This is a genomic window from Bacteroidota bacterium, from assembly GCA_017303975.1.
GTDB lineage: Bacteria > Bacteroidota > Bacteroidia > JAFLBG01 > JAFLBG01 > JAFLBG01.
The window spans coordinates 1-12,581 of record JAFLBG010000017.1 but is presented as its reverse complement, the minus strand read 5'-3'; the positions used below and the strand labels follow the sequence as shown (position 1 = coordinate 12,581).

The 12,581-nt window shown below is 35.5% G+C and carries 8 protein-coding genes and 1 other RNA gene; 4 read left to right on the top strand and 5 right to left on the bottom strand.

The window, feature by feature from the left end; genetic code table 11:
• The first annotated feature begins 106 nt into the window (after window positions 1–106).
• Window positions 107–2,386 carry a glutamine synthetase III gene (locus J0M08_07470; GenBank protein MBN8702887.1) on the top strand — a complete coding sequence of 760 codons (2,280 nt, stop codon included), beginning with the start codon at window positions 107–109 and terminating at the stop codon, window positions 2,384–2,386.
• 76 nt (window positions 2,387–2,462) lie between these two features.
• Here the strand turns inward: J0M08_07470 and J0M08_07465 are convergent, their stop codons facing one another.
• The 4 genes from J0M08_07465 to ssrA form a co-directional block, all read right to left on the bottom strand.
• A complete protein-coding gene (locus J0M08_07465) occupies window positions 2,463–3,776 on the bottom strand; it encodes a DEAD/DEAH box helicase (protein ID MBN8702886.1) in 1,314 nt (437 codons plus the stop codon).
• A gap of 77 nt (window positions 3,777–3,853) precedes the next feature.
• Complete coding sequence (locus tag J0M08_07460) at window positions 3,854–4,276, bottom strand: VOC family protein (GenBank protein ID MBN8702885.1); 423 nt, start codon at window positions 4,274–4,276, stop codon at window positions 3,854–3,856.
• A gap of 11 nt (window positions 4,277–4,287) precedes the next feature.
• Window positions 4,288–4,698, bottom strand: a complete 411-nt coding sequence (locus J0M08_07455) for a glyoxalase/bleomycin resistance/extradiol dioxygenase family protein (GenBank protein ID MBN8702884.1) — start codon at window positions 4,696–4,698, stop codon at window positions 4,288–4,290.
• 78 nt (window positions 4,699–4,776) lie between these two features.
• Window positions 4,777–5,143, bottom strand: a transfer-messenger RNA (tmRNA) gene (gene ssrA, locus J0M08_07450).
• Between the two features lie 178 nt (window positions 5,144–5,321).
• On the opposite strand from ssrA, the gene J0M08_07445 reads away from it, so the two are divergent.
• Complete coding sequence (locus J0M08_07445; GenBank protein ID MBN8702883.1) at window positions 5,322–6,533, top strand: alanine dehydrogenase; 1,212 nt, start codon at window positions 5,322–5,324, stop codon at window positions 6,531–6,533.
• On the opposite strand, the gene J0M08_07440 is transcribed toward J0M08_07445, so the two are convergent.
• A complete protein-coding gene (locus J0M08_07440; protein ID MBN8702882.1) occupies window positions 6,530–7,030 on the bottom strand; it encodes a DUF1761 domain-containing protein in 501 nt (166 codons plus the stop codon). The two genes, J0M08_07445 and J0M08_07440, sit on opposite strands and share 4 nt — an antisense overlap.
• A 221-nt stretch (window positions 7,031–7,251) precedes the next feature.
• On the opposite strand from J0M08_07440, the gene J0M08_07435 reads away from it, so the two are divergent.
• Both J0M08_07435 and J0M08_07430 read left to right on the top strand, forming a co-directional pair.
• Window positions 7,252–8,853 (top strand): fibronectin type III domain-containing protein, encoded by a 1,602-nt coding sequence (locus tag J0M08_07435; GenBank protein MBN8702881.1) that lies wholly within the window; start codon window positions 7,252–7,254, stop codon window positions 8,851–8,853.
• Between the two features lie 375 nt (window positions 8,854–9,228).
• Window positions 9,229–12,581, top strand: a 3,353-nt coding sequence (locus J0M08_07430) for a PKD domain-containing protein (GenBank protein ID MBN8702880.1), incomplete at its 3' end; no start/stop codon positions are given.

Genomic DNA, 12,581 nt, shown 5'->3' with positions numbered 1-12,581 from the left:
CATATTTTTTTTGAGAAGACCCCCGTTTTTTGTTGTCGGTTTGTTAAAATTGTGGTATTTTTGCTCCGTTGTATTAAAATTAGTATTCATTAAAAAAATCATAACAATGTCTACATTCAGATTTAAAGCATTAGAAACAGCACTTTCAAGAACACCTGTTACCGTAAATACGCCCGAAAAAAGCGTATCTGATTTTTTTGGAGAAAATGTTTTTGGCATGAAAGCAATGCGCGAGTATATGTCGGACGAGGCGTTTGAAAGCGTTAAAAGCGCTATTGAAAATAGTACAAAGGTTGACCGCAAAATGGCCGATCAAATTGCTTCCGGAATGAAATCGTGGGCAATAGAAAGAGGGGCAACACATTATACACATTGGTTTCAGCCGCTTACTGGTACTACTGCCGAGAAGCACGATGCTTTTTTTGAGCCTTTGCCGGGTGGTGGAGCAATGGAGAAATTTGGAGGAGGACAATTGGTGCAACAAGAACCGGATGCATCCAGTTTCCCGAATGGAGGAATTAGAAATACATTCGAAGCAAGAGGTTATACCGCCTGGGATCCTACATCTCCGGCATTTTTGATGGGAAAAACACTTTGTATTCCTACCATATTTGTGTCTTATACAGGCGAAGCGCTTGATTTTAAAACACCACTATTAAAAGCCGTACATTTTTTAGATAAAGCAGCTGTAGATGTTTGTCAATATTTTGACAAAAATGTTACTAAAGTGCAAGCAACGCTAGGGTGGGAGCAGGAGTATTTTTTAATTGATACCGCATTATACAATTGCCGTCCGGATTTAATGATGACAGGACGAACGTTGTTTGGTCACGCACCTGCAAAGGGACAACAATTAGAAGATCATTATTTTGGATCAATTCCTGAAAGAGCTACTGCATTTATGAGAGAATTTGAAATAGAAGCGTTGCGCTTAGGTATTCCAATTAAAACTCGCCATAACGAGGTTGCTCCTAATCAATTTGAATGTGCTCCAATATTTGAAGAAGCTAATTTAGCTGTTGACCATAATCAGTTATTAATGGATTTGATGGAGAAGGTAGCAAAGCGTCATAACTTTAGAGTGCTTTTACACGAAAAACCTTTCGCAGGCGTAAACGGTTCGGGTAAACATAATAACTGGTCGATGGGAACAAATACCGGGAAAAACTTGTTAAGCCCGGGTAAAACACCAAAAACCAACCTCCAGTTTTTAACATTCTTTGTAAATACGATAAAAGCATTTCACGATAATGCAGATTTATTGCGTGCGAGTATTGCTTCGGCAGGTAACGATCATCGCTTGGGAGCAAACGAAGCGCCTCCTGCTATTATGTCTGTTTTTATTGGAACACAGTTAACGCAAGTGTTAGAAGAGCTTGAAAAGCGTGTAAAATCAGGAAAAATGACGCCTGATGAAAAAACAGCTCTGAAATTAAATATTGGAAAAATCCCCGATATTTTATTAGATAATACAGACAGAAACAGAACTTCTCCTTTTGCGTTTACAGGAAATAAGTTCGAATTCCGTGCTGTTGGGTCTTCTGCAAACTGTGCAGGACCAATGATGGTGTTGAATACCATTATGGCCGATCAATTGGTACAGTTTAAAAAAGAGGTTGATGCTCTTATTGCAAAAGATGTAGAAAAAGACGAGGCTATATTCCAAGTATTACGAAATTATATAGTTGCCACTAAAAATATTTTGTTCGAAGGAAATGGGTATGGCGAAGAATGGGTAAAAGAAGCGAAGAAGCGCGGCTTGAATAATATTAAAACTACTCCGGATGCGTTAGATGCTTTCGTTTCAAAAAAATCAATAAAGTTATTTAATGATAATGGCATCTTGAACGACCGCGAGCAACATGCCAGATACGATATCTATTTAGAAACATACACAAAGAAAATTCAGATAGAATCTCGTGTAATGGGTGATTTAGCGATAAATCATATTATTCCAACTGCCATTAAGTACCAGAATTTTTTAATTGAAAATGTTCGAGGGTTGAAAGATGTATTTGGTGTTGCAACCATGGAAAGTACAAAGTCTAAACAAATGCAAACTGCCGGTGCAGGATATGATGATGATAGTTTAAAGTCAAAAAAATCAAATAGTTCGGCATGGATGGATGCTTCGGCAACTCAGTTGGATATGATAAATGATATTTCCGAACATATTTCTGTTATCAAAAACAGTGTGGATGAAATGGTAGAAGAAAGAAAAAAAGCAAATAATATTGAAGATCAAAAAAAGAAAGCTGTTGCTTATTGCGAGAAAGTAAAACCGTATTTTGAAACTATCCGTTACCATGTAGATAAGCTGGAATTGCTTATTGATGATGAGATGTGGCCATTGCCAAAATACAGAGAAATGTTATTTGCAAAATAGCAGTTTCTTATTCAATAAAAAACACAAAGCCCAAACAACTGTTTGGGCTTTGTGTTTTTAAGAGAGATAAATTTCACTAACTAGAAATTTCCATTTTAATTTTTCTGTTTTTAATTTTTTCATTTCTTACCATATCAAGCGTATTTACAATTTTATCGCTTTTTATGGCTGCATATGCCGAGTGGTCAAGCACTTCAATTTTTCCCAACTCTTCTTTTTGCAATCCACCCTTTTTTAATAGCATTCCCACAATATCCATTTTATTTATTTTATCTTTTTTGCCGGCTGCAATGTAAAGTGTTTTCCAATTGCAAGGTTCAGGTATAATTAACTTTTTCGGTAAATCAATTTCTTCCGGTTTAGTGTCTAAAAACGGAGGTAGATAATCTCCTTCGTCCAATAAGAAGTAGGCTGTTCCACTTGCATTCATTCTCGCGGTTCTGCCATTTCGGTGAATCATTACATCTTGCGTGGTTGGCAGTTGATAATGAACAATAGCTTCTAGCTCAGGTATATCAAGTCCTCTGGAGGCTAAATCGGTAGTAACGATTAACTGAATGCTTCCGTTTCTTAGCTTTATCAATGTCTTTTCTCTATCTATTTGTTCCAATCCCCCGTGATAAATGCCATGCTCAATAGTTAGTTTGGTTAATTGCTCTGAAATTCTTTCAACAGTATCTCTATGATTGCAAAACACAATCTTTGATTGATTACCAATGCTACCCAACAATAAAAACAATGCATTGAATTTATCTACACCCTTTGCTCTGGTAAATTTCATTTTTAATGTAGGCTTGGTATCTTGCGATGGCGTTGTAAAATCAAGCACTGTCGGATTTTCAATTCCAACAAAATCTGGAATAAGTTTTAACTCGGTAGCAGAAGTTAAAATGCGTTTTGTAATGTTGCGCAAATAATTTATTATAAAAGACATTTCTTGATGAAATCCTTCTTGCAAAGATTTATCAAATTCGTCTAAAATAAGTGTGTGTATCGTTAGACTAGAAATTGTCCCTCTTTTTATATGATGTGCTATGCGTCCCGGAGTGCCAACAACAATATGTGGATTGGCATCTAAATTATTTTTTTCTATTTGAGTTGAATGTCCGCCATAACAACAAGTTATGCTAAGACCGCTTTTCATTTGCTTAAATACTTGTTCTATTTGTATGGCTAATTCGCGAGAAGGAACAAGAATTAAAGCCTGTGTATTGTTTGCTTGCGAGTTGATTAACCGTAACAATGGCAATAAAAACGCCAATGTTTTTCCCGATCCTGTTGGGGAAATTAGCACTACCGAATTATTGTCGATAATAGCTTTTCCAACATCAACTTGCATTTTATTTAATGCATCAATATTAAAGCGCGATAAAATTTCAGAGTGGTTCATACAATTATTTGTTGTAATGTACTAAACAAATAGTTGTAATAAAATTGAGGGGTGAAATAACTTTAACCAGAATTAACTTAAACACTAAGAAGCTTTTCGATGTCAAATTTTTTCATTTGCATAAAAGCATACATCACTTTGGGTGCTTTTTCGGCATCACTCATTAGCTTACCTAAAATGCTTGGCACAATTTGCCATGAAACTCCATATTTGTCTTTCAACCAGCCGCATTTTCCTTCTTGTCCATCAATGGTAAGTTTGCCCCAATAATAATCTATTTCTTGTTGATTTTCGCAGTTAACTACAAAAGATACTGCCTCGTTAAATTTGAACTCGTTGCCACCATTTAGCCCCATAAATTTACTTCCATTAATTTCAAAAATAACTACAAAGGGAGTTTCGTTAATTATTTGTGAATTTTTAAAAATAGAGCAGTAGTAAGTAGCAGCTTCTTTGGCATTGTTATCAAACCATAAACACGGATAAATGGATTCTGTCATATGATTTATTATTATTGACCTTGAGGGAATTTACTCATATCCATATAAAAAATTTCCCATGTATGTCCATCAAAATCTTCAATTACTCTCATTTGCATAAAGCCATAATCCGTAAATGGTCTTGGTTCGGTAGCACCGGCTTTTACAGCATTATCTGCAATTTTTGTTACGGTAGTTAAGCTATCAACAGAAAGGGCGAATATTCCGGCTAAATTGTTTTTTGTATCTGCTATTGGTTTAGTAGCAAAGGTTTTAAATTTTTCATGAGTCAATAACATTACAAAAATTTCTTCGCTAAAAACCATGCAACAAGCCGTATCATCAGAAAATTGAGGGTTTTTGGTAAAGCCTATTTGCGAATACAGATTTTCCGATTTTGCAAGGTCTTTTACTGCTAAATTGATAAATATTTTTGATTTCATATTTTTAAAAAATTATTAGACCAACTTTTTTTAACGAAAAAGGAGGGAAGAAATCTGAGTTTTCAGAATCTTCCCTCCAAGTGGAGTCGGTGGGATTCGAACCCACGTCCAAACAAGGAATTAATGAGCTTTCTACATGCTTATTGTTTTTTAATTTTCGAGATTAGCTCGTATAAAACACCAACCAAAACTAATCCTTAACCTCTGATATTGTTTACTGTAGAGATATAGAGCAAACAATCCCAACTTTTATAATGTTTCGTATCGGAACGCTGTTAGGAGTGGCTTTCCGTGAAACAAAGGTTGCTAATACTTAGTATTATGCAGCCATAGCGTAGTTATACTCGCCTGTTATTTGTTTGAGAATTAGGATTTACGAGTCATATTCACAACACTCGGCATGCTTACACACCATTTCTCTCGCTGTCAAAACCATGTCGACCCCAAGGAATTAAACTCTAAATATTAATAAGACAAAGAGAAAAACAATAGTTCAATTCATAATAAAACAAAGAACAAAATAACTCAACTAGTTAAATACATAATCAACTTTGAAACTTTAAACTAGTGAACTTATTTGTAAAAGTAGCAAAAAACGTACCTTTAACCTAAATAACGCTAATATGTCAGTTTCTACCATAAAACTTGGAATTGTAAGAGAAGAAAAAAATCCACCGGATAAGCGTGTACCATTTACGCCTTTGCAATGCACTGAGCTTTTGAAGGAATATCCGAATCTAGAAATATACATTCAACCATCTACCATACGTTCTTATGAAGATTCTGAATATTTAGGCTTTGGGCTCACTTTACAAGAAGATTTAAGCAATTGCGATATTCTGATGGGAGTAAAGGAAATTCCAATAGATAAGCTTATTCCTAATAAAAAATATTTCTTTTTTTCGCACACCATTAAAAAGCAACCGCACAATAAAAAACTGCTACAAGCCATTATCCAAAAAGGAATTACACTTGTTGATTATGAAACATTAACAGATAAAGAGCACAACCGATTAATAGGATTTGGACGATATGCAGGAATTGTAGGAGCATACAATGGATTGCTAGGCTATGGAAAAAAATACGATTTATTTCATATAAAACCTGCCAATAAATGCCGAGATAGGGCAGAGATAGAGGAGGAGTTGAAACGTGTAAAATTGCCCAATATTAAAATTTTAATTACCGGTGGTGGGCGTGTTGCCAATGGTTGTGTAGAAACAGTAAGCTCCTTAAAAATTAGAAAAGTTACACCGTATGAATTTTTACACAATTCGTATCGAGAACCTGTTTATTGTCAATTACACTCCAAAGATTATTATTCGGCTAAAGATGGCAGTTCATGGAACATGAAAGACTTTTATTTACATCCGGATAGTTACGTTTCAAATTTTGTTCCCTACACAAAGGTGTGTGATTTGCTCATTACCGGGCATTTTTGGGATAGCAGAACTCCGGCACTTTTTACAAAAGATAACATGCGCAGTTCCGATTTTAGAATAAGCGTAATAGCCGATGTTACCTGTGATATTAATGGTTCGATTCCAAGTACAGTTAGGGCAAGTACTATAAATGAGCCATTTTATGGATACAATCCAACTACAGAGCAAGAAGATATTCCATTTAGAAATCATTCTGTAACGGTAATGGCAGTAGATAATTTACCTTGTGAATTGCCTCGTGATGCTTCAGAAGATTTTGGTAAAGAGTTGTTAAACGGAATAATGCCTTCCTTATTCCGCGAAGATAAAGAAGGCATTATTGAAAGAGCTACTATTGCTAGTAATGGTAAGTTAATGGAACGATTTACGTATTTGTCCGATTATATTGCTTAAGCAAATTGACAAATAACTCCGCCCATTAAAGCAAAGGTTAAAATCCAATATCCTGCATTTATAGCTATGTATTTAAATCCTTTGCGTTCAAACATAGCATTTGTTGCTAGAATAGGCAGTGCAGTAAATATTCCACCAATAATTCCGTGAAACGCACCGTGCTTAAAAGTTCTAAAGTTTGAACCGTATTTTGCTAAAAAATCTGTAAGCATTAAATTAATTTCAGAACCTGTTTCTTGAAATCCAGGCTCATTCATCAAAATAGACTGCATGTGAAATTGGTGAATAACCATAAAATTGATTGACATTGCCAAAAAGAAAGCAAACAAATAGCTCAGTCCGAAAATCAACGCCATATTAGCGCCTTTCAGTTTTTCTTCTGTTAATCCGGCCGCATTCATCCATGCATTGCCTAATACTTTTGGGTTGTACCATATAAATCCAACAACCATTGGAACTAAAGCCGCTAAGGCTAATACTAAAAAGTTAATTTGCATCATTTTGTTTGTTTTTTTGGTTTGATATCAAATATACATTTTCTTCTTTATAGGAAGATATTCATGCTTTCAATTAGATATCAATGATTTAACAATTTTATGTTAAAAACAATTCAACTTTAACCCAACAAACTACCCATTAGGGGTAGTACGCCACGGAGTAGGTTGGGCTAATTTTGTTTCGAATAAAAATTCTTAACCAAAACTTAAACTACCAAAATATGAAAAAAAATGCCCTCTCTGTACTAATGCTTTTAGGAGCTTTTGCTGCTAAATCTTTTGCGCAATGCGATGCCCCCGTTAATTTAAATGCAAGTTATTCAAATAACGTTTCTACTTTTACGTGGGATAATGTAAGCGGAGCAAACGCATATAATCTCGAACTAAAATTTCAATGGGATAGCCAATTTACACCACTTGCAACCGTTTCTGTCAACTCATTTAGTATATCTGGAATATTTCAAACTGCTCCATTAGAATGGAGAGTAAATGCCGATTGTGGCAATGCGGTAAGTGCATACTCTGCAACCCAACCTTATTCAACACCTTGCCCTGAGCCAGCTTCGTTATCAGTTTCAAATATTACCGGTACTAGCGCTACATTAAACTGGGTGCCTGAATCGGGTTATAATACAAACACTTCAGACTTTGTTGTTTCTTATCGACTAGCCAATACATCTAACTCTTGGATATCATTAGGACACACCTCTAGTCCAACAAAAAATGTTACAAGTTTATTGTCGAGTACAACCTACGAATGGCGAGTATATCAAAGCTGCATGTATGCAAATGGAAATTACGTTTATGGTCAATTTACCACTGCGTATTTACCTTGTGATGCACCAACTAACCTTATTTTAAGCAATGTTGCATCATCTACCGCAAATGTTTCGTGGGCAGGAGTTTCAGGAGGATTAACTTATTCTGTAGAGTATAAAACAGCTAATAGTTCTAATTGGTCAACTCCACTTGTTACAAGTGCAAACAATACAAGCTTGAGTGGTTTAACACCATCTACATTATATGATATTCGTGTAAAAGCAACATGTGCATCAGGTACAAGCACCTATATTACAAGCCAGTTTACAACTTATTCATCTGTTTGTGCTGCATATGGAGCAAACAGCAGCGAGTTTATTGATTATTTTAAAATTGGTAGTATAACAAGAACATCAGGAAAAGAAACCGGTGGATATGTAAATACAAATTTAAATACAAATTTAGTAATAGGCTCTAACAATGCAGGACAATTTAGTGCAGGGTTTAATCCCGGAATTGTTTTTGGCGAATATTATGCCATATACATAGATTTTAACCGTAACGGAAGCTTTACAGATGCAGGCGAAAGAGTTGTTAGTCCAACATACGTTAATAGTGGGTCGGCTGTTTATAATTTCAATATTTCTATTCCTACAACAGCAACTCAAGGTCTTTGTAAAATGAGAGTTATAATGCGCAGATCAAATTCAAATATTACACCTTGCGCAACTAACTTTAAAGGCGAAGTAGAAGATTACAATGTAACATTGGTTACAGGTTCGAATAAAACAGATAATGAAAACACTGGTTCGCTAGATACAAAAGGTTTGGTTTACCCAAATCCATCAAATGGCGAATTTACATTCGAAATGCCAATCGACAATACTATAAAGTCTTATACAGTAACAAATATGTACGGACAAGTTATTGTGAACAACGTATCTGTAAACGATAGCTATAATCAATTTCAATTGGATTTAAGTAATTTCCCAAAAGGAATTTATATTCTTACTGTTCAGGATGCTAACAATAAATTTCAAACTCATAAGCTACAAAAGAATTAAACCTTTAGAAGTTTAATATTAGATTTAAAGGAGGCTGTTTTTTAGAACAGCCTCCTTTTTTAGTAAAACAATTACCTTATAATTAACATTATGTTAAATAGAATAAAGGGTTAATTGTGTTTATATGGTTATATCTAGTTAATTGAGAAAGCACTCTCTCCTCACTTCCTTTAAAGCCAGACTAAGTTTTAAAACTGAGTAATGAAGATTTCGAACCTGTTTGTCTAAGAATAGATAATTACTAAATATACCAGTATATTACCGCACCATTCGTTAATATGCTGCTTGTTTGTTTAAATGTTAATTTTCTTTTGTAAATTTTTATACACAAATGAATAATTGAAAGTGTATAGGTCCAACTACTAATTTATAGCAATGAAAAATAAAATCTTTGCCGTTTTACTACTTATATTGTTGTTCCCCCTTTTTTCTAATGGCAAAAGCACACACCTATTTCCATTACTATTCACTGAAAATAAGGGACAATGGAATGCAAACATATTGTTTCAAACACACTCATCCGGAATGAACATAGGGTTCATGAATAATAAAATTGTGTTTGCACAAATTAAATCAGACAGTATCACAAAAACGATAAATGTTAAAAATAAAACACAGCAATTGGTGTGGAACATTGAATTTGCTAATCACAATCCGAATGCCAAATTAGTTGCCGGTGAACAAAAAATAACTAAAAGTAATTTTATACGAAGCGGAAATCCAAAGAAAAATATTGTAAACGTAGCCAACTATGCTTCTGTTACCTATAAAAATATTTATTCTAATACAGACATTGTGTATTACGAACATGGAGGCAATTTAAAATACGATATCGTATTAAATCCCGGAGCGAATTATAAAGAAATTCAGTTTGTGTGTAAAGAAACAGAGAAGCTATCAATTGATTCGAACGGAGATTTGATAATAAGAAACGCTTGGGGAACACTAACCGAAAAAGCTCCTTACACTTACCAAATTATTAACGGACAAAAAACAGAAATTGCATCCGCGTTTACGTTAGTTAATGAAAACACGTATGGCTTTGTAATTTCAGGCAAATACGACACACGTATTCCGTTAATAATCGATCCCATTGTGTTTGAATGGTCAACATATGCTGGACCTACAACTGCAGGAAATCAATCTCCTTTATGGGATATGGAAATTGACAACGTAGGTAATGTGTATGGAACAGGATATTATTATTCCAGCTTTCCTGTAACAAGTGGAGTGTTTATGGGGGAATTGGATGTTTTTGTTTTCAAACTTGACCCAACAGGTTCTAGTTTACTATGGTCAACCACTGTTGGAGGAGATGGTTCTGAAGGAGGCTATGGACTTACCGTTGATAATGCAACACAAGAGGTTTATGTTACCGGATATACAATCCCCAAAATATATAACAGTATTTGTGATTGCTTTTTCTCTAGCTCCATTCCTTTTCCTACTACAGCCGGTGCATTTAGTACTGTTATAGATGGCGGTGGTGCCGGAGGCGATAGCACAGACGCATTTGTATTTAAGTTAAATGCCGCAGGAAATACGCTGCTTTATAGTACCTATTTAGGTGGTTTAGGGTTTGATTTAGGCCACAACATTAGAATTAATGCCAACGGAGAAGCTGTTGTATCTGGTCAAACATCTCGAGTTGGTAATGATTTTCCAACCACACCGGGAGCGTTTGATGTTACCTCCAATTCATTTGATGCATTTATTTCTAAGTTAAACAATACCGGCTCCGCTCTTATTTATTCAACTTACATTGGAGGAGCAAACGGACTGGATGTTCCAGGGGCTTCTAATTATGACCACTCAACCGGAAAAGGATTACACTTAGATGCTTCCGGAAATATTTATTTAGTTGGAGAAACAACCTCTACGGATTTTCCTGTTACTCCCGGTGCGTATCAAACTGTATTTGGGGGTATGTCGGATGCGTTTGCATGCAAATTGAATCCTGCTGGAGGCGGAAGTTCAGACATGATTTGGGCGACATTCATTGGTGGAGCTGATATAGATATGGCTGCCGATCTTGCTGTTACTACAACTGGAGATGTATATATTTGCGGCTTAACAGAATCAATCAATTTTCCGATTACTCTCGGAGCTTATGACAACACCTATGATAATAATTTATGGGAAGCATTTGTTGTGAAATTAAATTCAAATGGAAATACACTGCTTAACTCTACCTTATTTGGTCATAACGGATGGGTAACAAGAGCAGAAAGTATTATCATTAATTCTGCAAATGAAGTATTCTTCTCCGGTTATGGTTACGATAGTATACCAAAATGTGGTGGTGGAATTTTACCACATGGAACATCGTATGTAGCAAAAATGAATCCTACGCTTTCTACCTTAATTTCTTGCTCTGGTTTCGGAACCTCTTACAACTCGCAAAGAACAAGCATGCAAACCATTGGCTCCGGTTGCAATTTTAGGGTTATTGTTGGGCATTGGGCAGTAGGAAGCGCAATTAAATTTCCTACCACAACTGGTGTTTTTCAGCCCAATTGGCTAATTGGAAATAATCAAACTACTGTAGGAGTATTTAAATTGCAACAAAAAATTAATGTAGGATTTATTCATTCCCCTACCCCTACTTGTGGCTCTCCTATTGTATTTACAGACACAATTGACCAATGTAATTTATGGGACCCTATAAACAATTGGCAATGGGATTTTGGAGATGGAAATACATCCACACTCCAAACTCCTACTCACACGTATTCATCTCCGGGAGTTTACCAAGTTAAATTAAAAGTTAGTTGTCCGTTAGACTCTATCGTAATTCCGGTAACAGTAACTACAAACATAAACTCCACTGTAAGTAATGATACAACTATATGTTCCGGAACATCTGCTCAACTTAGTGCAAGCGGAGGAACAAGTTATAGTTGGTCTCCTTCCCTATCAATTAGTAACTCAGGAATATTTAATCCGTTAGCAACACCCACACAAAGCACTACTTATACCGTAGCTGTAAGTCAATCAGGATGCACTGTTTACGACAGTACGCATGTTTCTGTTGTAGCATCTCCTGTAATTGTATTCACTAGTCCGAATTTTGTATGTAGTGGAGATACTACAACTATAAGTGCAACTGGGGGTGGTGCCTATTTGTGGAATACCGGTGCAACAACATCTTCCATTTCTATCTTACCTGCAATCAATTCTATTTATTCTATAACAGTAACAAATGGAATTTGTAATAGTACAGCAACTACATCTGTAAACGTTGTCCCTACTCCTACTGTTTCTGTAAGTGCAAACAATTCAATTTGTAGTGGACAGACTGCAACCTTAACAGCCTCCGGAGGTTTAACCTATCAATGGAGTAATGGAAACACAGGTTCGTCTATATCTGTCGGTCCGACAGTAAATTCAGTATATACGGTTTCTGTTTCGAATGGCTTTTGTGCAAAAGTAGATTCTGTAACCATAACAATTAACCCAACTCCATCTGCCAATGCAGGAGCTGACCAAACTATATGTGCTTTGGCTACAGCTACATTAAATGCTACCGGTGGAGGATTCTATTTATGGAGTAATGGAGCTACCACATCTTCAATTTCTATACTTCCTAGTAATACAAGTATCTACACAGTAACCGTATATAACAATATGTGTCATGATACAGATGAAGTAATTGTCTCTATAGTAACACCAATTGCAGATGCCGGAAATAATAGCACAATTACCGAAGGTCAGAGTACAACGTTACA

Excerpts from the sequence above, each read along its gene's own strand:
- J0M08_07470 (MBN8702887.1), top strand. The coding sequence starts at position 107 with ATGTCTACATTCAGATTTAAAGCATTAGAAACAGCACTTTCAAGAACA.
- J0M08_07465 (MBN8702886.1), bottom strand. The coding sequence starts at position 3,776 with ATGAACCACTCTGAAATTTTATCGCGCTTTAATATTGATGCATTAAAT.
- J0M08_07460 (MBN8702885.1), bottom strand. The coding sequence starts at position 4,276 with ATGACAGAATCCATTTATCCGTGTTTATGGTTTGATAACAATGCCAAA.
- J0M08_07455 (MBN8702884.1), bottom strand. The coding sequence starts at position 4,698 with ATGAAATCAAAAATATTTATCAATTTAGCAGTAAAAGACCTTGCAAAA.
- J0M08_07445 (MBN8702883.1), top strand. The coding sequence starts at position 5,322 with ATGTCAGTTTCTACCATAAAACTTGGAATTGTAAGAGAAGAAAAAAAT.
- J0M08_07440 (MBN8702882.1), bottom strand. The coding sequence starts at position 7,030 with ATGCAAATTAACTTTTTAGTATTAGCCTTAGCGGCTTTAGTTCCAATG.
- J0M08_07435 (MBN8702881.1), top strand. The coding sequence starts at position 7,252 with ATGAAAAAAAATGCCCTCTCTGTACTAATGCTTTTAGGAGCTTTTGCT.